This window comes from Bacteroides finegoldii DSM 17565, assembly GCF_000156195.1.
GTDB classification, from domain to species: Bacteria; Bacteroidota; Bacteroidia; order Bacteroidales; family Bacteroidaceae; genus Bacteroides; species Bacteroides finegoldii.
The window spans coordinates 1-25,405 of the sequence record NZ_GG688322.1; the positions used below are offsets into that span (position 1 = coordinate 1).

Sequence of the window (25,405 nt, forward strand, 5' to 3'; positions counted from 1 at the left end):
TATAGCACGAGGGTTCCACCTCTTCCCATTCCGAACAGAGAAGTTAAGCCTCGTCACGCCGATGGTACTGCGTAACAGTGGGAGAGTAGGTAGCCGCCGTTTTTAAGAAGCCCCTTGATTCAGCAACGAGTCAAGGGGCTTTCTGTGTTTTTTAATCTTTGATATATCCGTTTGAGTGTCCCGTTTGTCCGTTTCGGTATTTGTTTGTTTTCATCTCTCTTTTAGATTCACTATATTTGCTTTCTCGTTTGAGTAATATAAATGTCATTTTGTTATACGAAAAGGGAAAAAATGGAATAAAATTGGTATATAACTGTGATTTTTTTGCAAGGTTACCTTTTTTCTTTCCATCTTTCTCTTTTTTATCAAATTGATTTTTGTAAATTTGGCGAGAATCTAAGAAAGGTACACAATTAATATAGTAATAATACTAAATACTCCTGTTGATATGGAAAACAAAATTCAAGAGTTGACCGATAAGATTTATCGTGAAGGCGTGGAAAAAGGAAACGAAGAAGCGCAGAGACTTATCGCGAATGCTCAGGAAGAAGCAAAAAAAATTATTGAGGATGCACGCAAAGAGGCAGAATCAATCGTTAATTCCTCTCGTAAATCTGCTGACGAATTGGTGGAAAATACAAAATCAGAGTTAAAACTGTTTGCCGGTCAGGCTGTAAATGCACTCAAATCTGAGGTTGCTACTATGGTAACTGACAAGTTAGTAACTGCTTCCGTGAAGGACTTCGCTCAGGATAAAGATTATCTGAATGCGTTTATCGTTGCATTGGCTTCAAAATGGAGTGTGGATGAACCCATTGTTATTTCCACTGCCGATGCGGAATCACTGAAAAAGTATTTTGCAGCTCACGCAAAAGCATTGTTGGATAAGGGAGTGACTATACAGCAGGTGAACGGTATCAAGACTTTATTCACTGTTTCTCCGGCGGACGGTTCTTATAAAGTGAACTTCGGAGAAGAAGAATTCATGAATTACTTCAAAGCTTTCTTGCGTCCCCAGTTAGTAGAAATGCTATTTTAAAAAAAGCGACTATGAGTAGTAAGTACTATTACTTAGTAGCAGGTTTGCCGGAGCTTTCGCTGGAAGACAGTAAACTGAGCTACACAGTAGCTGATTTTAAAACTGAAATCTACAACGGATTGTCTGCTTCAGACCGGAGGTTGATCGACTTGTTTTATCTGAAGTTTGATAATGCTAATGTGTTGAAACTTCTCAAAGATAAAGAAGCGGAAATAGACAAACGGGGAAACTACTCTGCCGGAGAACTTATCGAATATATTTCTATTCTAAGGGAAGGCGGAGAAATCAGTCCGAAAGATTTTCCGGCTTATCTTTCTACATTTATCGTTGATTATTTGAATACACCGGCTGAAAGTACGGTATTGCAGGAAGATTATTTGGCTGCATTGTATTACGAATATGCTATGAGATGTGGAAATAAATTTGTTTCCGCCTGGTTTGAATTCAACCTCAACATCAATAATATTCTTGTTGCATTTACCTGTCGTAAATTCAAGTGGGATATTGCCTCCAATATTGTAGGAAACACGGAGGTATGCGAGGCATTACGTACATCGAGCGCCCGTGATTTCGGACTGTCCGGTGAGGTGGATGTTTTTGAGTCGTTGGTGAAAATCAGTGAGATTACAGAATTGGTGGAACGTGAGAAGAAGCTCGACACTTTGCGGTGGAACTGGATGGAAGATGCTACCTTCTTCGATTATTTCACCATTGAACGTATTTTCGCTTTCTTGTTAAAGCTGGAAATGATTGAACGGTGGATTTCATTGGATAAGGAAAGAGGAAATCAATTGTTCAGGAGTATCATCGAATCACTAAAGAACGAAGTGCAGATTCCTGCAGAATTCAGATAATAAATTATTAAAAATATATGGCAACAAAAGGAACTGTTAGTGGCGTTATTGCCAACATGGTGACCCTCGTCGTTGACGGACCGGTAGCTCAGAATGAGATTTGTTATATCTCGACCGGCGGCGATAAGTTGATGGCGGAGGTGATTAAGGTTGTAGGTTCACATGTGTATGTCCAGGTGTTTGAAAGTACACGTGGACTGAAAGTGGGTGCTGAAGCCGAATTTACAGGACACATGCTCGAAGTGACGTTAGGTCCGGGTATGTTATCGAAAAACTACGACGGTCTGCAAAATGACCTTGACAAAATGGATGGCGTTTTCCTGAAAAGAGGACAATATACATATCCATTGGATAAAGAGCGTGTATGGCACTTCGTACCGTTGGTAAATGCAGGTGATAAAGTGCAGGCTTCCGCATGGCTGGGGCAGGTGGACGAGAACTTTCAGCCGTTGAAGATGATGGCTCCGTTCACGATGAAAGGAACGGCTACCGTGAAAACAATCATGCCGGAAGGTGATTATAAGATAGAAGATACGATTGCAGTCTTGACAGATGAGGAAGGAAACGATATTCCTGTTACTATGATTCAGAGATGGCCGGTGAAACGTGCCATGACGAACTATAAGGAAAAGCCGCGTCCTTTCAAATTATTGGAGACGGGGGTACGTGTAATCGATACATTGAATCCGATTGTGGAAGGTGGTACAGGCTTTATTCCCGGACCCTTCGGTACAGGTAAGACCGTACTTCAGCATGCCATTTCCAAACAGGCGGAAGCGGATATCGTAATTATTGCAGCTTGTGGTGAGCGTGCCAATGAGGTGGTGGAAATCTTTACGGAGTTCCCGGAACTGGTTGACCCGCATACCGGACGTAAGTTGATGGAACGTACCATTATCATAGCTAATACTTCCAATATGCCGGTGGCTGCCCGCGAGGCTTCCGTATATACAGCAATGACACTGGCGGAATATTATCGTTCAATGGGACTGAAGGTTCTGTTGATGGCTGACTCAACTTCCCGTTGGGCGCAGGCTCTGCGTGAGATGTCCAACCGTATGGAGGAGTTGCCTGGTCCGGATGCTTTCCCGATGGATATTTCGGCTATCATCTCCAACTTCTACGGTCGTGCGGGATATGTGAAACTGAACAATGACGAAACAGGTTCGATTACTTTCATCGGTACGGTATCTCCTGCCGGTGGTAACTTGAAAGAGCCTGTGACTGAAAATACGAAGAAAGTAGCACGTTGTTTCTATGCTTTGGAACAGGACCGTGCCGATAAGAAACGTTATCCGGCTGTGAATCCGATCGATTCTTATTCTAAATATATCGAATATCCGGAATTTGAAGCATACATCAAAGAGCACATCAACGGTGAATGGATTGGTAAGGTCAATGAACTGAAAACACGTTTGCAGCGTGGTAAAGAGATTGCCGAGCAGATCAATATTCTTGGTGACGATGGTGTACCGGTAGAATATCACGTTATTTTCTGGAAATCGGAATTGATCGACTTTGTTATTCTGCAGCAGGATGCATTCGACGAAATTGATGCGGTAACTCCGATGGAACGTCAGGAAGATATTCTGAACATGGTAATTGACATTTGTCATACGGAGTTTGAATTTGATAACTTCAACGAAGTAATGGATTACTTCAAGAAGATGATTAATATCTGTAAGCAGATGAACTATTCTAAGTTCAAGTCTGAGCAGTATGAAGGATTCCGGCAACAACTGAAAGAACTGATTGCCGAAAGAAGTATCAATTCATAATCTTAAATTTATAATTTTTAATTATCAAAGATGGCAACAAAAGCTTTTCAAAAGATATATACCAAGATTACTCAGATTACCAAAGCTACCTGTTCGCTGAAAGCGACGGGAGTAGGGTATGACGAGCTTGCCACTGTGGATGGTAAACTGGCGCAGGTGGTTAAGATTGCCGGTGACGATGTCACTTTGCAGGTATTTGAGGGTACGGAAGGTATTCCGACCAATGCCGAAGTAGTGTTTCTCGGAAAATCACCGACATTGAAAGTAAGTGAGCAGTTGGCAGGACGTTTCTTCAATGCTTTCGGTGATCCGATCGACGGAGGTCCGGAAATTGAAGGCCAGGAAGTGGAGATTGGCGGACCTTCTGTGAATCCGGTTCGACGTAAACAGCCGTCGGAACTGATTGCAACAGGTATTGCCGGTATCGATTTGAACAATACGTTGGTGTCCGGTCAGAAGATTCCGTTCTTCGCCGACCCGGACCAGCCTTTCAACCAGGTTATGGCAAACGTGGCGTTGCGTGCCGAAACGGATAAGATTATTCTCGGCGGTATGGGTATGACGAATGATGACTACCTGTACTTTAAGAATGTGTTCTCTAATGCCGGTGCGCTCGATCGTATCGTGAGTTTTATGAATACGACCGAGAATCCTCCGGTGGAACGTCTGTTGATTCCGGATATGGCATTGACTGCAGCCGAGTATTTCGCTGTAAACAATAATGAGAAAGTCTTGGTACTGTTGACGGATATGACCAGTTACGCCGATGCGTTGGCTATCGTATCCAACCGTATGGATCAGATTCCTTCGAAAGACTCTATGCCGGGTTCGCTTTATTCGGATTTGGCAAAGATTTACGAAAAAGCGGTGCAGTTCCCTTCCGGTGGTTCAATTACTATTATCGCAGTGACTACGTTGTCCGGTGGAGATATTACACACGCTGTACCTGATAATACGGGTTACATCACCGAAGGTCAGTTGTTCTTGCGTCGTGATAGTGATATCGGTAAGGTTATTGTTGACCCGTTCCGTTCATTGTCTCGTTTGAAACAGTTGGTTACCGGAAAAAAGACGCGTAAAGACCATCCACAGGTGATGAATGCCGCTGTACGTCTGTATGCCGACGCTGCTAACGCTAAGACAAAGATGGAAAACGGTTTCGACTTGACGAACTACGACGAGCGTACGCTGGCTTTTGCAAAAGATTATTCCAATCAGTTGTTGGCTATCGATGTCAATCTGGATACTACTGAAATGCTGGATGTGGCTTGGGGCTTGTTTGGTAAGTACTTCCGTCCGGAAGAAGTAAATATCAAGAAAGACTTGGTGGATCAATACTGGCCAAAAGGCGAATAATAATAAACTTGTAATTAATAATTTATAATTAGTAATTGACAACGTGGCTATAAAGTTTCAATATAACAAGACCTCTCTTCAGCAGCTCGAAAAGCAACTGAAAGTGCGGGTGCGCACGCTTCCTATCATCAAGAATAAGGAAAGCGCCCTCCGCATGGAAGTGAAACGCTGTAAAACGGAAGCTGCCGATCTGGAGGATAGGCTCGAAGAACAGATTCAAGCCTATGAAGCCATGTTCGCCCTTTGGAATGAGTTTGATGCTTCATTAATAAAGGTGAATGATGTTCATCTTGGCGTGAAGAAAATTGCGGGTGTGCGCGTGCCGTTGCTCGAAAATGTAGAGTTCGAGATACGTCCGTACAGTATGTTTAACGCTCCCAAATGGTATGCCGACGGTATACACTTGTTGGAAGAGCTTGCACATACGGCCATTGAACGTGAATTTATGCTCGCCAAGCTGAATTTGTTAGAACATGCAAGGAAAAAGACCACTCAGAAAGTGAATCTTTTTGAGAAGGTACAGATACCGGGCTATCAGGATGCATTGCGAAAGATCAAGCGATTTATGGAAGATGAAGAGAATCTGTCGAAGTCTTCGCAAAAGATCATGAAGTCCCATCAGGAAAAAAGGAAGGAGGTAGAGGCATGATTACGAAAATGAAGAAACTCACATTCCTGGTTTATCACAAGGAGTACGAAGATTTTCTGAACAGTCTGCGTGAACTTGGTGTAGTCCACATTGTGGAAAAACAGCAAGGGGTTGCCGATAACACGGAACTGCAGGAGAATATCCGTCTTTCCAACCGCTTGGCAGCTACAATGAAGTTGCTCCAGAATCAGAAGCATGAGAAGAATGCCGTGATTGCAACGGAAGGTGGAACAGCCGGACGCGGGATGCAAGTGTTGGATGAAGTGGATACTTTGCAAACGGAACACGGGAAGTTGTCTCAACAGCTACAAAGCTATGCGAAAGAAAAAGAAGCGTTGGAAGCGTGGGGAAACTTTGAGCCGACAGATATTCAGAAATTGAAAGATGTTGGTTATGTGATCGGTTTTTATAGCTGCTCGGAAGGAAACTACAAAGAAGAGTGGGAGACGGAATACAATGCGATGATTGTGAACCGTATTTCTTCCAAAGTATTCTTTGTCACGGTAACGAAAGCCGGACAGGAGGTGGACTTGGATGTGGAGCAGGCAAAACTTCCAGCATACTCTTTGGCACGCCTTGAAACGATGTATGATACGACGGAACAGGCGATCGAAGAGAATGAGAAGAAGCTCGTTGCATTGTCTGAGACGGAAATTCCTTCTTTGAAGGCTGCCTTGAAAGAATTGCAGGGACAGATTGAATTCTCTAAAGTCGTGCTGAGTTCCGAACAGGCCGCCGGTGATAAACTGATGTTGATTGAAGGATGGGCTCCTGCATTCAGTCAAGTGGAAATCGAGGCTTACCTGAATGACGCACATGTGTATTATGAAATTACTGATCCGGTTCCGGGCGATAATGTTCCTATCCGATTGAACAACAAAGGATTCTTTGCCTGGTTTGAACCGATTTGTAAATTGTATATGCTTCCGAAATATAATGAGCTGGACTTGACACCGTTCTTTGCTCCGTTCTTTATGATTTTCTTTGGACTTTGTCTAGGAGATTCGGGATATGGTTTATTTCTGTTCTTGGGAGCTACGGCATATCGGTTGATAGCGAAGAAACTGACTCCGTCTACAAAATCAATCTTGTCATTGATACAAGTATTGGCTGTTTCGACCTTCTTCTGCGGTTTGCTGACGGGTACGTTCTTCGGAGCGAATATTTACGATCTGGACTGGCCTATCGTTCAACGTTTGAAACACGCTGTTCTGATGGATAACAATGATATGTTCCAGTTGTCGTTGATTTTGGGTGCTATCCAGATTTTGTTCGGCATGGTGCTGAAAGCGGTAAATCAGACGATTCAGTTTGGCTTCAAATATGCGGTGGCGACAATAGGATGGATTATTTTGTTGGTTTCGATGGCTGTTTCGGCTCTGTTACCGGAAGTAATGCCGATGGGAGGCACAGTGCACCTTATCATTCTGGGAATTTCGGCTGCTATGATCTTCCTTTACAACAGTCCGGGAAAGAACATTTTCCTGAATATCGGACTGGGGTTGTGGGATTCGTACAATATGGCTACCGGTTTGTTGGGTGATGTCCTGTCATACGTCCGTCTGTTTGCTCTCGGACTTTCCGGAGGTATTCTGGCAGGAGTGTTCAACAGTCTGGCAGTAGGTATGAGTCCGGATAATGTAATAGCAGGTCCTATCGTGATGGTACTGATATTCGTTATCGGTCATGCCATCAATATCTTTATGAATGTACTCGGTGCAATGGTTCACCCGATGCGTCTGACGTTTGTCGAGTTTTTCAAGAATTCCGGATACGAAGGAGGCGGTAAAGAGTACAAACCTTTTAAAAACTAAAAATTAATATTTTAAGAATTAAACAATAAAAATAGAATAAGATTATGGAAATGAATTTGTTTATTGCCTATATTGGCATCGCGGTTATGGTTGGTTTGTCGGGCATTGGTAGTGCTTACGGAGTAACTATTGCAGGTAACGCTGCTATCGGAGCATTGAAAAAGAACGACAGTGCATTCGGTAACTTCCTTGTATTGACAGCCCTTCCGGGCACACAGGGACTTTACGGTTTTGCCGGTTATTTTATGTTCCAAACTATTTTTGGTATTTTAACTCCTGAGATTACAGCTATTCAGGCGTCTGCCGTTTTGGGTGCAGGTATTGCTTTAGGCTTGGTGGCTTTGTTCTCGGCTATCCGTCAAGGACAGGTTTGTGCAAACGGTATCGCTGCTATCGGTCAGGGACACAATGTATTTAGCAACACATTGATTCTTGCTGTATTCCCGGAACTTTATGCTATCGTTGCTCTAGCTGCAACCTTCTTGATCGGTAGTGCATTAGCATAATTTTTTCTGCAGGAATATTCCTAATAAAAAACATTCAATCCCCCTGTATATGGAGCTTTGCATATGCAGGGGGATATTCTTTTTTTACTGGATGAGGTTCTTTCTTTCTTCTTCTTAACTCATCTTTTTTGCATAAAGTATTATTTTTCAAAGAATAATGTGTACTTTTGTACCCGCATACTAAAAAGAGTTTTAATATATTATATGGTAAAAGATTTATTAACCCCCGATTATATCTTCGAGTCCAGCTGGGAAGTATGTAATAAAGTAGGAGGGATATATACGGTCTTGTCGACCCGGGCAAATACATTGCAGGAAAAGTTTCGTGACAGAATTTTTTTCATAGGTCCCGATGTGTGGCAAGGAAAGGAAAACCCTCTGTTCATCGAGTCGGATAATCTGTGTGCTGCTTGGAAGAAGCATGCGCTTGAGAAAGATGAACTTTCTGTTCGTGTCGGACGATGGAATATCCCCGGTGAACCCATAGTCATTCTTGTTGATTTCCAACCTTTTTTTGAGAAAAAGAACGATATATACACTGAAATGTGGAATCGTTATCAAGTAGATTCGTTGCACGCTTATGGCGATTATGACGAAGCTTCCATGTTTTCGTACGCTGCGGGAAAAGTGGTAGAGAGTTTCTATCGTTATAACTTGACAGAGACGGATAAGGTGGTATACCAGGCTCACGAATGGATGACCGGAATGGGAGCGCTTTATGTACAGGAAGCTGTGCCTGAGGTGGCTACTATTTTTACAACCCACGCTACTTCTATCGGCCGTTCAATTGCTGGTAACAACAAACCGTTGTATGATTATCTATTTGCTTACAATGGTGACCAGATGGCTCAGGAACTGAATATGCAGTCGAAGCATTCGATTGAAAAGCAGACAGCGCATTATGTGGATTGCTTTACGACAGTAAGCGAAATTACCAACAACGAATGTAAGGAATTGCTGGATAAACCGGCAGATGTAATCCTTATGAACGGTTTCGAGGATGACTTTGTGCCGAAAGGAGGTACATTCACCGGAAAGCGTAAACGTGCGCGTACCTTGATGTTGAATGTAGCGAACAAATTGTTGGGAACAAATCTGGGCGATGATACGTTAATTGTGGGAACCAGTGGAAGATATGAGTTTAAGAATAAGGGAATCGACGTATTTCTGGAATCGTTGAACCGCCTGAACAGGGATAAGAACTTGCATAAGAATGTGCTGGCGTTTATCAATGTCCCCGGTTGGGTAGGTGATCCGCGTGAAGATTTGCAGGAACGTCTGAAAAGTAAGAAGAGTTTTGATACTCCGCTTGAAGTGCCGTTCATTACCCATTGGCTGCATAACATGACGCATGACCAGGTGTTGGATATGCTGAAATATCTTGGAATGGGCAATCGTCCGGAGGATAAAGTGAAGGTGATATTCGTTCCTTGCTACTTGGATGGTCGTGACGGTATCATGAATAAGGATTATTATGATATATTGCTCGGACAGGATTTGAGCGTATATGCTTCTTATTATGAACCGTGGGGGTATACTCCGTTGGAAAGCGTTGCATTCCATGTGCCGACAATCACTACAGATCTGGCCGGATTCGGACTTTGGGTAAATAGCCTGAAGAACCAACGAGGCATTAACGATGGAGTGGAGGTGCTGCGCCGTTCGGACTATAATTATTCGGAAGTGGCGGATGGTATTAAAGATACAATTACACTATTTGCCGATAAGACAGAAAAAGAAGTGAAGGAAATCCGCAAGCGTGCCGCAGAAGTAGCGGAACAGGCTTTGTGGAAACACTTTATACAATATTATTATGAGGCTTATGACATTGCTTTGCGCAATGCAATGAAGCGTCAACTTAGTTAAGAGAAAATTTATTATCAATAAGTTAATTAAAAAACATTATGAAAATCAAAGTTAGTAATGTGAATATTCCCAACTGGAAAGAGGTTACTGTGAAATCACGTATACCGGTAGAGTTGGAGAAGTTGTCTGAAATTGCACGCAACATTTGGTGGGCATGGAATTTTGAAGCGACAGAACTGTTTAGAGATCTAGATCCGGAACTTTGGAAAGAATGTGGACAGAACCCTGTGCTGTTGTTGGAACGCATGAGCTATGAAAAGCTGGAAGCTTTGACAAAAGACAAGGTGATTCTGAGAAGGATGAATGAAGTTTATACGAAATTTAGAGACTACATGGATGTGAAGCCGGATAGCCAGCGTCCTTCTGTTGCCTATTTCAGTATGGAATATGGTCTGAGCAGTGTCCTGAAAATATATTCCGGTGGTCTGGGTGTATTGGCCGGTGACTACCTGAAAGAAGCTTCCGACAGCAATGTTGATTTGTGTGCGGTAGGTTTCTTGTATCGCTACGGTTACTTTACGCAAACTTTGTCTATGGATGGACAGCAGATTGCTAATTATGAAGCACAGAACTTTGGACAGCTTCCTATCGACCGTGTGCTCGATGCAGACGGCAAGCCATTGGTAGTAGACGTTCCTTATCTGGATTATTATGTTCATGCTAACGTGTGGCGTGTAAATGTAGGACGTATCTCTCTGTATCTGCTGGATACGGATAATGAAATGAACAGCGAGTTCGACCGTCCTATCACTCACCAGCTCTATGGTGGGGATTGGGAAAACCGTTTGAAACAGGAAATCCTGTTGGGTATCGGTGGTATCCTGACTTTGAAAGCACTAGGTATCAAGAAAGATATTTATCATTGTAACGAGGGACACGCTGCACTGATCAATGTTCAACGCATCTGTGATTATGTAGCTACCGGATTGACTTTCAATCAAGCTATCGAGTTGGTTCGTGCTTCTTCTCTTTATACGGTTCACACTCCGGTTCCTGCCGGTCACGACTATTTCGATGAAGGTTTGTTTGGCAAATATATGGGTGGTTATCCTGCTAAAATGGGTATCACTTGGGACGACCTGATGGATTTGGGACGTAACAATGCCGGTGACAAGGGCGAACGTTTCTGTATGTCTGTTTTTGCTTGCAATACTTCTCAGGAGGTGAACGGTGTAAGCTGGCTGCACGGCAAAGTGTCTCAGGAAATGTTCTCTTCTATCTGGAAAGGTTACTTCCCGGAAGAAAGCCATGTGGGATATGTGACGAATGGTGTTCACTTCCCGACTTGGAGCGCAACGGAATGGAAGAAATTGTACTTTAAATATTTCAATGAAAACTTCTGGTTCGACCAGTCTAATCCTAAGATTTGGGAAGCTATCTACAATGTGCCTGATGAGGAGATCTGGCAGACTCGTATGACCATGAAGAATAAGTTGGTTGACTACATCCGTAAGTCATTCCGCGATACTTGGCTGAAGAATCAGGGAGATCCTTCGCGTATCGTTTCATTGATGGATAAAATCAATCCAAATGCATTGCTGATCGGTTTCGGTCGTCGTTTTGCTACTTACAAGCGTGCGCATCTGTTGTTCACCGACTTGGAACGTCTTTCTAAGATTGTGAACAATCCTGACTATCCGGTTCAGTTCCTGTTTACAGGTAAGGCTCATCCGCACGATGGAGCAGGACAGGGTTTGATTAAGCGTATTATCGAGATCTCTCGCCGTCCGGAATTTTTGGGTAAGATTATCTTCCTCGAAAACTACGATATGCAGTTGGCTCGTCGTTTGGTTTCCGGAGTTGATATCTGGTTGAATACTCCGACTCGTCCGTTGGAAGCATCCGGTACATCCGGTGAAAAAGCTTTGATGAATGGTGTTGTTAACTTCTCTGTATTAGACGGATGGTGGCTGGAAGGTTACCGTGAAGGTGCAGGTTGGGCGTTGACTGAAAAACGTACTTACCAGAATCAGGAACATCAAGACCAGTTGGATGCTGCTACTATTTACAGTATCCTTGAAACGGAAATCCTGCCGTTGTATTATGCTCGTAACAAGAAGGGATATTCTGAAGGCTGGATTAAAGTTGTGAAGAATTCTATCGCACAAATCGCTCCTCATTATACAATGAAGCGTCAATTGGATGACTATTATAGCAAATTCTATTGCAAGCAAGCAAAACGTTTCCACGCTTTGGCTGCCAATGACAATGCGAAAGCGAAAGAAATCGCAGCATGGAAAGAGGAAGTGGTTGCTAAATGGGATTCTATCGAAATCGTATCTTGCGATAAGGTAGAAGAACTGAAGAAAGGCGATATCGAAAGCGGAAAAGAATATACAATCACTTATGTAATCGATGAAAAAGGTCTGAATGATGCAGTAGGACTGGAATTGGTTACTACTTATACGACTGCAGACGGTAAACAACATGTTTACTCGGTAGAGCCGTTTAATGTGATAAAGAAAGAAGGCGACTTGTATACATTCCAGGTTAAACATAGCCTGTCGAATGCAGGTAGCTTCAAGGTGTCTTACCGTATGTTTCCCAAAAATCCGGAACTTCCACATCGTCAGGACTTCTGCTATGTTCGCTGGTTTGTTTAATTGAAAATGTAAGGTAGGGGGGAGGATTCTCCCTGCTACTTTAGATATAAAAATTAGCCCCTGCAATCTCTGAGGATGCAGGGGCTAAATTTTTTCTGTTTGCTACAAAGAGCTTCAACACAGTTGTTCCACCACAGATTAATAGCGGTGACTTATTTTACAACTTCTGCTATTTTGGCTTGTAGTTCTTCTCCATGGAGACCACGTGCGATAATAGTACCTTCGCCGTCAATCAAAACAGTGTGAGGAATACTGTTTACAGCATAAAGTTGTGCACCTTCACTCTGCCAGAATTTAAGGTCGGACATTTGCGGCCAAGTCATGTTCAGCTTTTTGATGGCATCTTTCCATGCAGCGTCATCTTGGTCGAGAGATACACCTACGATTTCGAAGTTTTTACCTTTATATTTGGCATAAGTCTCTACCAGGTTAGGTATTTCACGACGGCAAGGACCGCACCAGCTTGCCCAGAAGTCAACCAATACCACTTTACCTTTACCTACGTAATCCGATAGTTTTACAGGTTTTCCATCTGGAGTCTTCATCTCGAAATCAATGAATTTCGTACCAACGGCAGTTTTTTTCTGCTTGTCAGTCAGCTCTTTTATTCTCACGATTGCTTCATCGTTCTGAAAATTAGCCGGGATTTGTTCCAGCAATTCTGTATTTTCGGCAGTGGAATTGTTGTAGAAAGTCTGTTTGAACAAGAATACTCCTACTGGGTTAGTAATATTCTTTTTTACAGCTTCTTTGATGGCATTGTCATATTGTTCCTCCAATTGAGCGCCTTCTTTCTGTTTCGCTTCTTTTTGTTCGTCACTCAATGTAGTGTCACCCATTGCTTCATAGATGGCATTCATCTTTTTGTTGATATCATTGATCTGTCCTCTGAGTTCCTGGTAAGCGTCATTGTTGGCTGTACCGGTAGCAGAGTCATCTTTTTTGCTTAAGGCAATATTGATCTTTCCGTTTTCGAGGAAGAAATCAATCATCAACGGTTCTCCGTTTACTTCGCAAGTGACATAACGGCTTACTACCGAATCTTGTGTTCCTTCGAAAGTAAACGTACCCTTAGAGATCACAGCTGTATCGAGTTTGATCAGATTTCTACCATTAGCTTCTTGAAGATAAACGGTGTCACCATCGGCTGCACCTTCTACTGTACCTGTAACAACATAGCCGACTTTGTTTCCACCGGTACAAGCTACCATACCTAAGGCTACCGTTGCAATGACTAAATGACTTAATTTTTTCATGCTTTTGTAAGATTAGTGAATAAATATTTATGCAAAGATAGATTATTTTTCTATCTGGCCTCGAAAAACACTGTTATATTAGATTAACACGTAGGTGAAAACCGCAGAAATGTGTACCTTTGCAACCCAAACTTTAGTATGAATATGCAAGAAGATAAATCCATCATTGAGGTGAGCCATGTATCGAAGTATTTTGGCGAGAAAACGGCATTGGATGATGTGAGTCTGAACGTGAAGAAGGGCGAATTTGTTACGATACTTGGACCTTCCGGTTGCGGAAAAACCACATTGTTACGTCTCATAGCCGGTTTCCAGACAGCTTCAGAGGGCGAGATCCGAATTTCGGGTAAGGAAATAACACAAACTCCTCCCCATAAGCGTCCGGTGAACACGGTGTTTCAGAAATATGCCCTGTTTCCGCATTTGAATGTATATGACAATATTGCTTTCGGTTTGAAGCTGAAGAAAACACCGAAACAGACCATTCAGAAGAAAGTGAAAGCAGCTTTGAAGATGGTAGGGATGACGGATTATGAATATCGTGATGTTGATTCTCTTTCCGGTGGCCAGCAACAACGTGTCGCTATTGCCCGTGCCATTGTCAATGAGCCGGAAGTATTACTTTTGGATGAACCTTTGGCGGCACTTGACCTGAAAATGCGTAAGGATATGCAAATGGAGCTCAAGGAAATGCATAAATCTTTGGGAATTACGTTTGTGTACGTCACTCACGACCAGGAAGAAGCGCTTACGCTGAGCGACACGATTGTTGTGATGAGCGAAGGAAAGATTCAGCAGATAGGTACGCCGATCGATATTTATAATGAGCCTATCAACTCGTTTGTGGCGGATTTTATCGGAGAAAGTAACATCTTGAATGGTACAATGATTCATGATAAACTCGTTCGTTTCTGTGGTACGGAGTTCGAATGTGTAGACGAGGGGTTTGGTGAGAATGTTCCGGTAGATGTCGTGATCCGTCCCGAAGACTTGTATATTTTCCCTGTATCCGACATGGCACAATTGACCGGAGTGGTGGAGACTTCCATATTCAAAGGTGTACATTATGAAATGACGGTACTTTGTGGTGGTTATGAATTCCTTGTGCAGGATTATCATCATTTTGAAGTAGGAGTGGAAGTGGGGCTGCTGGTAAAACCGTTTGATATTCATATCATGAAGAAAGAGCGTGTATGCAATACTTTCGAAGGGAAAATGCTGGATGCTACTCATGTGGAATTTCTTGGCTGTAGCTTTGATTGTACTCCGGTGGAAAACATAGAACCTGACACAAACGTTAAGGTGGAAGTAGACTTTGATAAAGTGATTCTTCAGGATAACGAGGAAGACGGGGCGTTGACAGGTGAGGTGAAGTTTATCCTTTATAAAGGAGATCATTATCATTTGACTGTGTTGTCCGACTGGGACGAGAATGTGTTTGTAGATACGAATGATGTATGGGACGATGGCGACCGCGTAGGTATCACTATCCCCCCGGATGCCATTCGTGTAGTTAAAATAACCGATTAACAGGAAAGGAAGTGAATAAGAGGTTTTTAGTGTTTTTGTCATCACGTAAGAGTTGGACTCTCCCTTACATTATTTTTTCAGCGATCTTTGTGGTCATACCGTTGTTCTTAATTGTTGTGTATGCATTTACTGATGATAACGGTCATTTGACGCTCGCCAACTTTCAGAAATTCTTCGAACATCCCGAAGCTATCAATACCTTTGTCTACTCTATCGGTATTGCTATTATCACTACTATTGTTTGTATTTTGTTAGGGTATCCCGCAGCTTGGATATTGAGTAACAGTAAACTGAACCGTTCTAAAACGATGGTGGTTCTGTTTATCCTGCCGATGTGGGTAAATATCCTGGTGCGTACGTTAGCTACTGTTGCCTTATTCGACTTTTTCAGTGTGCCGCTGGGTGAGGGGGCATTGATATTCGGTATGGTCTACAATTTTATCCCTTTCATGATTTATCCTATCTACAACACTTTGCAGAAGATGGATCATAGTTATATTGAGGCTGCGCAAGATTTGGGAGCCAATCCTCTGCAAGTCTTTCTGAAAGCGGTTCTTCCACTTTCTATGCCGGGAGTCATGAGTGGTATCATGATGGTGTTTATGCCGACGATTTCGACTTTTGCCATTGCCGAACTGTTGACAATGAACAATATCAAACTTTTCGGTACAACGATTCAGGAGAATATCAATAATAGTATGTGGAACTACGGGGCGGCGCTTTCGCTTATCATGCTGTTGCTGATTGCAGCTACTTCCTTGTTCAGTACGGATGATAAAGATAACGCTAACGAAGGAGGAGGATTATGGTAAAGAAGATACTGGCTCAGGCTTATTTATGGATATTGCTGTTGTTGCTTTATTCTCCTATTGTGATTATTGTCATCTATTCATTTACCGAAGCAAAAGTACTGGGCAACTGGACGGGCTTTTCCACTAAGCTTTATACCTCGCTTTTCACTACGGGCACACATCACTCTTTGATGAATGCCTTGATTAATACGATCACTATCGCTCTGCTTGCTGCAACCGCCTCTACGTTGTTGGGGAGTGTGGCCGCTATCGGCATCTTTAACATGAAATCCCGTTCGCGTAAGGCGATTGGTTTTGTGAATAGTATTCCTATTCTGAATGGAGATATTATTACCGGTATTTCGCTTTTCCTTTTGTTCGTTTCAGTGGGGATTACGCAAGGATATACTACCGTAGTGCTTGCTCATATCACTTTTTGTACACCATACGTTGTGTTGAGCGTTTTACCTCGTCTGAAACAGATGAACCCGAATATTTATGAGGCTGCCCTCGATTTGGGAGCTACTCCTATGCAAGCCCTGTGGAAAGTGATTGTTCCTGAGATTCGTCCGGGGATGATTAGTGGATTCATGCTGGCATTGACTCTGTCTATTGATGATTTTGCCGTGACTGTATTTACCATCGGCAATCAAGGATTGGAGACGCTTTCTACCTATATTTATGCCGATGCCCGTAAAGGAGGGCTGACACCGGAACTTCGCCCGCTTTCAGCCATTATTTTTGTTGTAGTGCTGGCATTGCTTATTGCGATTAATTATCGGGCAGGGAAAGCGAAGAAAAAAGATTAACGGATTACTAAATGTACTACTACGTAAATAAGATGAAAAAGATAATTCCTGTTATCCTGTTAGTGTTGAGTTTGGCCGGGTGTTACAATTCCGGCGAGCCCCGTGAGCGGATTCTCAAGATTTATAATTGGGCGGATTATATCGGAGATAGTGTACTCGAAGATTTTCAAGCGTATTATAAGGAGCAGACGGGGGAGAATATCCGTATCGTTTATCAGACATTCGACATCAACGAAATCATGTTGACAAAGATAGAGAAAGGCCATGAGGACTTCGATGTGGTATGCCCTTCGGAATATATTATTGAGCGTATGTTGAAGAAACATTTGCTTTTGCCCATTGATACGAATTTTGCCCATTCTCCTAATTATATGCAGAATGTAGCTCCATTTATCCGTGAGCAAATCAATAAGCTGAGCCAACCGGGAGAGGAAGCGAGCCGTTATGCGGTATGTTATATGTGGGGAACAGCAGGAATCCTGTATAACCGTGCATATATTCCCGATTCGGTCGCAACCTCATGGGAGTGTCTTTGGAATAGGAAGTATGCCGGAAAAATACTGATGAAAGATAGTTATCGTGATGCATACGGTACTGCTATCATTTATGCCCATGCGAAAGAGTTGGAAGAAGGAACGGTGACGGTGGAGGAACTGATGAACGATTACTCTCCGCGTGCGATGGAGTTGGCGGAGAAATATCTGAAAGAGTTGAAACCGAATATTGTCGGCTGGGAAGCGGACTTTGGCAAGGAAATGATGACAAAAAACAAAGCTTGGCTGAATATGACGTGGAGTGGTGATGCGATATGGGCAATTGAGGAAGCCAATGCGGTAGGAGTGGACTTGGATTATGTGGTTCCTGAAGAGGGGAGTAATATATGGTACGATGGTTGGGTGATTCCTAAATATGCGAAGAATCCGAAAGCAGCCAGTTATTTTATTAACTTCATGTGCCGTCCGGACATTGCTTTGCGCAATATGGATTTCTGCGGCTATGTAAGTTCGGTTGCTACTCCTGAGATTTTGGAAGAAAAGCAAGACACCACTCTCACATATTTTTCCGACTTGAGTTATTTCTTTGGGCCGGATGCCGATAGTATACAGATTGATAAGATACAATATCCGGATCGCAAAGTAGTGGAACGTTGTGCCATGATTCGTGATTTTGGTGATAAGACAAAAGAAGTTCTTGATATTTGGTCGCGTATCAAAGGAGATAATCTGGGAGTCGGTATCACTATCCTTATTTTTGTTGTCGTTGCCTTGATGAGTGGTTGGATGATTTATAAGAGATGGCAACGTTACAGTCGCCGTAAGCAGCAGAGACGCAGAAGTAGAAGGAAAAAGATAAAGAGGTCATAATGAATAACAAAACGCAGATTAACGCCTTTTCATACTTCGAAGAACATCTTTAGTTCTTTTATCTACGCGGAGAGATTCGATCGTTTTCTGTAATGATTTATTATAGGTCCAGTTATCCAGCTTACTATGTTTCAGATATTCCATTGTCTTTTCGGGGAATTTAACGAAACAGATTGATATCATCCAAGCCATAGCCATACGTGCATAATAAGCGTCATGGCAGAATGAGTCGGTGTATTTCAACAGTAGGTCAATATGTTCTTCATCTATATAATGGAAAAGCATTACAATTCCGAAACGTAACTCGAATTCTTGGGGGGATTTTAAATAAGGCTGTATAAATTGCCATACTGTTTCTTTTCCTTTTTTTACGGCAGTCTTCAGCTCGCTGCAAAATATGTCACAAACTGCCCAATTATCGATGCGGGGAACAAATCTCTTTACGTATTTCATTTGTTCGTCAAGTGCCGTTTTAGATCGTCCGATAACCATTCCTTGAAGCATAGCTTCTTCATAAAACTTGGTATCGGTTGCCTCGATGAATATACGCCAATCATCTCTTTTGGCTATTTCTTTAGCCATTACTCTCAGTTGTGGAATGCGTACACCTAGAATATTTTCCGTCCCGGGAACTAGGGCAGAATGGAATTCCTGATACTTGGAATCTACTAAAGTCTGTAACTCTTTTCGAATGTTTTCCGTTATAGTCATTTTTACATAACATGGTTATTTCACAAAAGTATAAAAAAAGAGTATGTCTTCCGAAAGAGGCATACTCTTTTTTTTGCTTTCAAAGTAAAAGGTCGATATTTATCTTTATTTTACCAGTTTCTTTTCACTGTGCGATATCCGTATCCGATAATCACAAGGAAACAGATAAATGGCAGAATGAATGAAACATTGACAGCCGGAAGCCAACCGATTTCCTTCATGTCAATAATGCATGCCTGTAACGGAGGCAGGACGGAACCTCCCAAAATAGCCATGATAAGACCGGCTGCCCCGAATTTGGCGTCGTCTCCCATACCTTTCAAGGCAATACCGTAAATGGTTGGGAACATCAGTGACATACAGGCGGAAACTGCTACCAGACAGTAGAGTCCGAAAATGTTTTGAAGGAAGATGGTGCCCAATGTGAAAAGACCTCCGAAGATAGCAAGAATCATCAATAATTTTCCGGCATTGAGATAACGCAGGATAAAAGTGCAGATAAAACGGCTGACACAGAAAATGACCATTGCTATGATGTTGTATTGCTGGGAAAGTACTTCTGCGCTTTTTTCATCCATGCCGAAATCCGGTGACATGAACAGATGTGTTCCGTATTGAATGATAAATGTCCAGCACATAATCTGTGCGCCTACATAGAAGAACTGTGCAATTACACCTTCACGATAACGTGTTTCCATGAAAATACGTTTGAGGGTAGGGAAGAAGTCTATTTTGTGGTTTTGATCTCCATTCTTAGGCATTTTAACAAGCCGTATGACGATGAGCATAGCCAAGATAATCAGACCGATAATAAGGTAGGGGGCAATCAAAACAGTAAGGTCGCTTTCTTTGATAGCTTGAAACTCACTATCATTGAGCAGTACCCGTTCTTCGGTACACATCGGGTGTAATTTTGCCTGGATAAACTGCATTGCTACGTACATTCCCAAAAGGGATCCCATCGGATTAAAAGACTGGGCAAGATTCAAACGTCGTGTAGCTGTTTCTTCAGTTCCCATAGAAAGGATGTAAGGATTACAACTTGTTTCCAGGAAAGAAAGTCCGCAAGTCAGAATGAAGTAGGCGATTAGGAACGGATAATATTCCCCTGTCATTTTAGCGGGGAAAAATAAGAATGCTCCGAAAGCGTACATTCCGAGTCCTAGCAATACACCTGCTTTGTAGGAGTATTTGCGGATAAATATTGCGGCAGGAAAAGCCATTGCGAAATATCCTCCATAAAAAGCTACTTGTACAAGTGCACCATCAGTAGCGCTCATTCGGAAGATTTTGGAGAATGCCTTTACCATCGGATTGGTAATGTCGTTTGCGAATCCCCATAACGCAAAACACGAGGTAATGAGAATAAAGGGAATAAGATAACTGACGCCATCTTTTGAGATGATGGACTGTTTAGTGTGTTTCATGGTCATTATAATTCTATTTTTTAGGATGATAAACTTGTGGTGTTATGCTATGTCTTACAATCTCTCGCAGTTCGTGAAGATCGGATATCTCTCCTTTTGCCATTGCTTGCGTCAGGATATTTCCTATTGCGGTAGCTTCTACCGGACCGGCATATACGGGAATGCCAAGTGTATCGGCTGTCAACTGATTGAGTAATTTATTTTGTGATCCTCCACCGATAATGTTGAGTTGGCGAATTGAAGAAGGAAGACAACGGTTGAGTTTTTCCACCGCTTGCTTATATTTGAAAGCTAAGGATTGGAGCACGCATTTCACCATTTCCGCTTTGTTCTGTGGAACCGGAAGGTCGTGTTGTCGGCAGTAATCCATAAGAGCGTTTTCCATATTTACCGGATTCATGAATAGTGCATCATCTACAGGGATGATGGAAGCAATCGTTGCTTCGGCAGCTTGTGGAATGAGCGTGTCATAGCTCTGTTCTTCGCCACGTGTTTTCCATTCACTCATCAGACGTTGCAGAATCCATAAACCTGTGATATTTTGCAGAAACCGGATACGGCCTCCCACGCCACCTTCATTCGTAAACTGAGCCAGCCGCGCTTCCTCTGTAAGTATCGGTTCGTCTACTTCTACTCCCAACAGCGACCAAGTGCCGGAACTTAGAAATGCGATAGGAGATTCCGTAGCGGGAACTGCGGCAACAGCGCTAGCCGTATCGTGTGAACCTACTGCAATTACGTCTACAGATCCTAAGCCTGTTTCTTGGGCAATATCCTCTTTTAAAGTTCCTCTGATAGTACCCGGATAGATGATTTCGCCGAACAAGTGTTCGGGAAGTCCGAGTGTACGAATGGTAGATAAAGACCATGTTCGTTGCCGTGCATCGAGTAGTTCGGATGTAGAGGCAATGCAATATTCATTGTTGGCTATTCCTGTCAGAAAGTAGCTGAAAAGGTCGGGCATGAATAAAAGCCGTTGGGCTGCGTCTAATTGCGCATCCTTACTTTTTTTCATGCTGTAAAGCTGGAATAACGTATTGATCGCCATTACTTGTATACCGGTATCGGCATAGTGTTGCTGTTCGTTTAAGAACTTGAACACTTCTGTCGGCATTCTATCCGTTCGTGCATCCCGGTAACAAACTGGGTTTCCTAGTAGATTACCATCCTTGTCAATAAGCCCGAAGTCGACTCCCCAAGTATCGATCCCGATTCCTTTAACGTCATACCCTCTTTGTGCGGCCTGTTTTAATCCGGTCTTCATATCCTCAAACAAGGCGGGAAAATCCCAATAAACATGATTACCGAGTTTAACCTGACGATTGGGGAAGCGGTGAACTTCCTCCAATTCCAGCTTACCGTGGAGAAGAGAGCCGGCGATAATACGCCCGCTTCCTCCTCCAAAGTCTGCTGCTAAATAAGTGTTTCTATGCGTATCTTTCATGGTATGTGTTTCCGGATACTATTTTGTTTTCTTTCCCAATACGTAGATTTCCAGATCTTCTATCTCCGCCGGAGTCAGTACTGAGTAGTCTCCACCGGATTGGACAATGATACGGCAAGCCATTTCAAAGAAAGTAGCCCGTTCATATACTTGATCGAAATCTTTTCCGCATACTACTTGCCCGTGATTGGTCAACAACACGGAATTATGATTCAACATGGCTTCTACCACTGCTTTGGCCAGTTCCGGCGAACCGGGACGGTAATAGGGAATCACCGGTATTTCCGAACCTACATGGCAAGGAATTTCTGCCGTTACATTGAAGTTGGTCGGCTTGTTTTTCATGCAGGAAACGGCCGTTGCATATTCCGACTGAAAATGGAGGACTACATTTACATCCGGGCGTTCGCGAAGAATGCCCAGATGGAAGGTACTTTCCATTGACGGTTTTACTCCATTGGTAGGAGTGCCACTGGCAATATTGCAGATGGAAACTTTCTCCTTATATAAAGTCGGTACCCAAGACCCCGTACCTGAAATCAATGCTTCTTCACCAATTCGCCAAGAGAGATTGCCGCTACTGCATAACATCAGCTTGGCAGCTCCATAGCGATGTGCCTGTGATAGAAACTGTTCAATATGTTCGTTGGTAATCATAATCTGCGTTTTAATCTTATTTATAAATAGGACCGTAAGTTGTACAAGCTCTGTAGTCTGCACCCTCTTTGTCCATACCGAAAGCGTTCCATGCGGCTGGGCGGAAGATCTGGTCTTCTTCTACGTTGTGCATACATACAGGGATGCGGAGCATAGAGGCAAGAGTGATTAAGTCCTGTCCGATGTGTCCGTAACTGATAGCTCCGTGATTGGCTCCCCAATTGTTCATTACTGAATATACATCTTTGAAAGCCGGTTTATCGCACAGGCGGGGAACAAACCAAGTAGTAGGCCATGTGGGGTCGGTACGCATATTGAGTTTCTGGTGAATTTCCGGGTCAATCTCAACTGTCCATCCTTCTGCGATTTGCAGGACAGGACCAAGACCTTTGACCAGGTTCAGACGCATCATAGTGACAGGCATTCCACCTTTTGACAGGAAGTTGGATGAGAAACCGCCTCCACGGAAATAGTCACGGTCCGCCGGATACCAAGTTGTTGCCTTCAGGCAGTTTTCTACATCTGCATCAGTCAGATTCCACGGCTCTTTCATCACCGGATTGCCTTCCGCGTCTACCGATTGACCGGAACCGTCGAGCGTAGTGGCACCGGAATTGATAAGATGGATAATACCGTTTGCTGCCAGACCACTCAATTCTTTGCCGGTCACACGTTTCACGGCTTCGGGACTCCAATAAGTACGCACATCTGAGAATATTTGAGCGCGATTAGTCAGCAAGTGACCGAACAGCATAGCTACACCGTTGCAGGCATCATTTTCAGTAGCTACTACAAATGCTTCACGGATACCGTTCCAATCGAAGGAAGTATTGAGTAAGGCTTCCGGATAGTCACCGTTCGGATAGAAGTCAGTCCATTGGCGTTGTCCCTGGAAGCCGGCTGCGATAGCGTTATGTCCCAAAGCTTCTTCCTTGAATCCCATCTCTTTAAGTTTCGGGTTTCCGGTCATCAAGTCACGCATGATAATCATCATCTTTACGATAAATTCCCAGTCTGCGTCTTTCTGCTCGCGGGTTTTACGTTTTTCGGGACGGTTCTTGAAGTCATCACCTTCGTTTACCTTGCAATACTTTTCAGTCCATGCCATTGCTTTGGCGTATTCTTCGTGGTCGTAGATACCCTCTTCCATGCGGCGGATAATCTCTGTCAGGTCGATAGATTCATTGCGCATACCCAAATATTCCTGGAAGAAATCAGGATTGACGATAGAGCCGGCAATACCCATAGATACGCTCCCCATTGACAGATAAGACTTGCCTCTCATGGTGGCTACTGCCTGTGCGGCGCGTGCAAAGCGAAGAATCTTTTCCGCTACATCTTCGGGAATTGTGTTGTCGTCCAGATCTTGAACATCATGTCCGTAGATTCCGAATGCGGGAAGTCCTTTTTGTGCATGTCCTGCCAATACTGCTGCCAGATATACAGCACCCGGACGTTCTGTTCCATTGAATCCCCAGACTGCTTTCGGGTAATACGGGTTCATATCCATTGTTTCCGCACCATAACACCAACAAGAAGTTACAGTGATAGTGGAACCTACACCTTCTCTTTCGAACTTCTCTGCACAAGCTGCACTTTCGGCTACGCGGCCGATGGTACTGTCGGCAATCACGCATTCTACGGGACTTCCGTCACCGTTTTTCAAATTGCTGCTGATTAATTCGGCTACGGCTTTAGCCAAATTCATTGTCTTTTCTTCAAGGCTTTCACGAACGCCACCCTGGCGACCGTCGATGGTGGGACGAATCCCGATTTTCGGATACTTTTTCATGTTTTTTATATTATATGGTTAATTGAACTCTGTGCTGAACTGTGCTGAATGTGCGGCAAAAAAAATTAGAGGGATTTTCGAAGCCTGATTCCGGTAGGGAGGTACTTCTGTACAGAGGCGTCATTGAGAACGAAGTTTGCCGCTTCGTTCCCCATCATTTCCCAGTCAATAGTCAATGAGGTAATTCCTTCGTCAATCACTTCGTAAGAAGGAATATCATTGTATGCCAGCAGGCCGAAATCTTTTCCACATTTCAGTCCCTCCAATCTTCCTTGTTTGACCACCTTTACCACGTCTTGTTGCTTGATGGCTATATAGGCTGCCCCTTTCTGTACTACCAGATTTTCAATGTCTTCCTGTATCTCGTATGAGAATCCTTGTTCTTCGCAGAAACGGATAAAATATTCTTTGCTGCTTTGCGGATGTTTTAATCCTTTGGAGAACAGGAATACGATTTGACGGTATTTGTACATTTTGTCTTCCAACGTCAGTAATGCCTGGTAGAAAGATTCATCAAAATCCTGACAGATATAGAAATACTTGCTTTTCTCGAATTTACCGAAGTCCAGAAGAAGCAGTCGTGCAGGATTAATTTTGTTAAGGGCTGTGCTGAATTTCTCGTTGTCGAAATTCATCACTATATATTTGTTGTATTTTCCTACGGATTCGCGAATGATGGTATTGAACAATCGCTCGTTGTATTGGTGAAACAACAGGTCGACCTTATAATTAATAGGCAGTCGTTTGACGAAACTGTTGTATAAAGCTTCTTTGAAAGGGGTATACTGGTCGAGTAACAATAAGACATTAGTCACCTGGCTGGTCACATAGTAACCTTTGCCGGGAGTGGAGTCAATCAGTCCCCGTTCACGTAAATCAAGAAAAGCCTTGAACACCGTATCGCGCGATACTCCATAGTGTGCACTCAACTGATTGATGGAAGGCAAAGAATCTCCTTCAAGAAATTCTTTCCTGGAAATAGCCTGACTAAGTGTGTCTGCCAATTGTGTGACCTTAGTTGCCTGTTGTCCGAATGTTGCTTTCTTATCAGTTCGTTTCATGCTAATATTATAAGAGTTAACCGTGCTGAACTATGCTGATGCAAAGAAAGGCATTTTATTTTGAAAGAGACTAATTATTTACTATGTTTTATAGCAGA

20 protein-coding genes and 1 rRNA gene are annotated in these 25,405 nt (G+C 43.0%); 14 read left to right on the forward strand and 7 right to left on the reverse strand.

Translation table 11 applies throughout. From position 1 onward, the window contains the following. The 10 genes from rrf to BACFIN_RS11930 all read left to right on the forward strand — a co-directional run. Positions 1-102, forward strand: a 5S ribosomal RNA gene (gene rrf, locus BACFIN_RS11975); the annotation flags it as partial. 346 nt (positions 103-448) lie between these two features. After that, positions 449-1,039 (forward strand): V-type ATP synthase subunit E family protein, encoded by a 591-nt coding sequence (locus tag BACFIN_RS11970; protein WP_007751954.1) that lies wholly within the window; start codon positions 449-451, stop codon positions 1,037-1,039. Between the two features lie 11 nt (positions 1,040-1,050). Next, positions 1,051-1,893 carry a DUF2764 domain-containing protein gene (locus BACFIN_RS11965; RefSeq protein ID WP_007751958.1) on the forward strand — a complete coding sequence of 281 codons (843 nt, stop codon included), beginning with the start codon at positions 1,051-1,053 and terminating at the stop codon, positions 1,891-1,893. 17 nt (positions 1,894-1,910) lie between these two features. Continuing rightward, the gene (locus tag BACFIN_RS11960) at positions 1,911-3,671 is read left to right on the forward strand and encodes a V-type ATP synthase subunit A (protein WP_007751965.1); all 1,761 of its coding nucleotides are present in this window, start codon (positions 1,911-1,913) and stop codon (positions 3,669-3,671) included. A 30-nt stretch (positions 3,672-3,701) separates the two neighbouring features. Beyond that, positions 3,702-5,027, forward strand: a complete 1,326-nt coding sequence (locus BACFIN_RS11955) for a V-type ATP synthase subunit B (protein ID WP_007751966.1) — start codon at positions 3,702-3,704, stop codon at positions 5,025-5,027. Between the two features lie 43 nt (positions 5,028-5,070). Continuing rightward, a complete protein-coding gene (locus BACFIN_RS11950; RefSeq protein ID WP_007751971.1) occupies positions 5,071-5,676 on the forward strand; it encodes a V-type ATP synthase subunit D in 606 nt (201 codons plus the stop codon). Beyond that, positions 5,673-7,490 carry a V-type ATP synthase subunit I gene (locus BACFIN_RS11945; protein ID WP_007751972.1) on the forward strand — a complete coding sequence of 606 codons (1,818 nt, stop codon included), beginning with the start codon at positions 5,673-5,675 and terminating at the stop codon, positions 7,488-7,490. Before BACFIN_RS11950 ends, BACFIN_RS11945 begins: the two co-directional genes overlap by 4 nt. A gap of 44 nt (positions 7,491-7,534) precedes the next feature. Then, on the forward strand, positions 7,535-7,996 hold the full coding sequence (locus BACFIN_RS11940) for a V-type ATP synthase subunit K (RefSeq protein ID WP_005675599.1): 462 nt from the start codon (positions 7,535-7,537) through the stop codon (positions 7,994-7,996). Positions 7,997-8,200: 204 nt separating this feature from the next. After that, a complete protein-coding gene (locus tag BACFIN_RS11935; RefSeq protein WP_032839503.1) occupies positions 8,201-9,862 on the forward strand; it encodes a glycogen/starch synthase in 1,662 nt (553 codons plus the stop codon). A 38-nt stretch (positions 9,863-9,900) separates the two neighbouring features. After that, entirely contained in the window at positions 9,901-12,465 is a 2,565-nt protein-coding gene (locus BACFIN_RS11930) for a glycosyltransferase family 1 protein (protein ID WP_007751977.1), read from the forward strand. 152 nt (positions 12,466-12,617) lie between these two features. Here BACFIN_RS11930 and BACFIN_RS11925 read toward each other — a convergent pair whose 3' ends face one another. Beyond that, positions 12,618-13,721, reverse strand: a complete 1,104-nt coding sequence (locus tag BACFIN_RS11925; RefSeq protein WP_007751995.1) for a TlpA disulfide reductase family protein — start codon at positions 13,719-13,721, stop codon at positions 12,618-12,620. Positions 13,722-13,859: 138 nt separating this feature from the next. Here BACFIN_RS11925 and potA point away from each other — a divergent pair, with 138 nt between their 5' ends. Genes potA through BACFIN_RS11905 form a run of 4 tightly spaced genes read left to right on the forward strand, consistent with a single transcriptional unit; the run spans position 13,860 to position 18,215 of the window. Continuing rightward, entirely contained in the window at positions 13,860-15,251 is a 1,392-nt protein-coding gene (gene potA, locus BACFIN_RS11920; RefSeq protein ID WP_007751998.1) for a polyamine ABC transporter ATP-binding protein, read from the forward strand. An 11-nt stretch (positions 15,252-15,262) separates the two neighbouring features. Further along, on the forward strand, positions 15,263-16,063 hold the full coding sequence (locus BACFIN_RS11915; RefSeq protein WP_032839504.1) for an ABC transporter permease: 801 nt from the start codon (positions 15,263-15,265) through the stop codon (positions 16,061-16,063). Further along, the gene (locus tag BACFIN_RS11910; RefSeq protein ID WP_007752003.1) at positions 16,057-16,851 is read left to right on the forward strand and encodes an ABC transporter permease; all 795 of its coding nucleotides are present in this window, start codon (positions 16,057-16,059) and stop codon (positions 16,849-16,851) included. The genes BACFIN_RS11915 and BACFIN_RS11910 overlap by 7 nt, the downstream gene beginning before the upstream one ends. A gap of 32 nt (positions 16,852-16,883) precedes the next feature. Beyond that, on the forward strand, positions 16,884-18,215 hold the full coding sequence (locus tag BACFIN_RS11905; RefSeq protein WP_032839524.1) for an ABC transporter substrate-binding protein: 1,332 nt from the start codon (positions 16,884-16,886) through the stop codon (positions 18,213-18,215). Positions 18,216-18,233: 18 nt separating this feature from the next. On the opposite strand, the gene BACFIN_RS11900 is transcribed toward BACFIN_RS11905, so the two are convergent. From BACFIN_RS11900 to BACFIN_RS11875, 6 genes are all read right to left on the reverse strand, one after another. After that, positions 18,234-18,926, reverse strand: a complete 693-nt coding sequence (locus BACFIN_RS11900; protein WP_007752007.1) for a DNA alkylation repair protein — start codon at positions 18,924-18,926, stop codon at positions 18,234-18,236. Between the two features lie 110 nt (positions 18,927-19,036). Further along, positions 19,037-20,353: an L-fucose:H+ symporter permease gene (gene fucP, locus BACFIN_RS11895; protein WP_032839525.1), complete on the reverse strand. Its 1,317-nt coding sequence runs from the start codon at positions 20,351-20,353 to the stop codon at positions 19,037-19,039. A gap of 13 nt (positions 20,354-20,366) precedes the next feature. Continuing rightward, positions 20,367-21,797: a rhamnulokinase gene (locus tag BACFIN_RS11890; RefSeq protein WP_007752010.1), complete on the reverse strand. Its 1,431-nt coding sequence runs from the start codon at positions 21,795-21,797 to the stop codon at positions 20,367-20,369. A gap of 18 nt (positions 21,798-21,815) precedes the next feature. Further along, complete coding sequence (locus BACFIN_RS11885) at positions 21,816-22,454, reverse strand: class II aldolase/adducin family protein (RefSeq protein ID WP_022275243.1); 639 nt, start codon at positions 22,452-22,454, stop codon at positions 21,816-21,818. A gap of 16 nt (positions 22,455-22,470) precedes the next feature. Further along, positions 22,471-24,246: an L-fucose isomerase gene (gene fucI / locus BACFIN_RS11880; protein WP_007752014.1), complete on the reverse strand. Its 1,776-nt coding sequence runs from the start codon at positions 24,244-24,246 to the stop codon at positions 22,471-22,473. Between the two features lie 65 nt (positions 24,247-24,311). Next, the gene (locus BACFIN_RS11875) at positions 24,312-25,307 is read right to left on the reverse strand and encodes a GntR family transcriptional regulator (RefSeq protein ID WP_007752016.1); all 996 of its coding nucleotides are present in this window, start codon (positions 25,305-25,307) and stop codon (positions 24,312-24,314) included. Between the last annotated feature and the right edge of the window lie 98 nt (positions 25,308-25,405).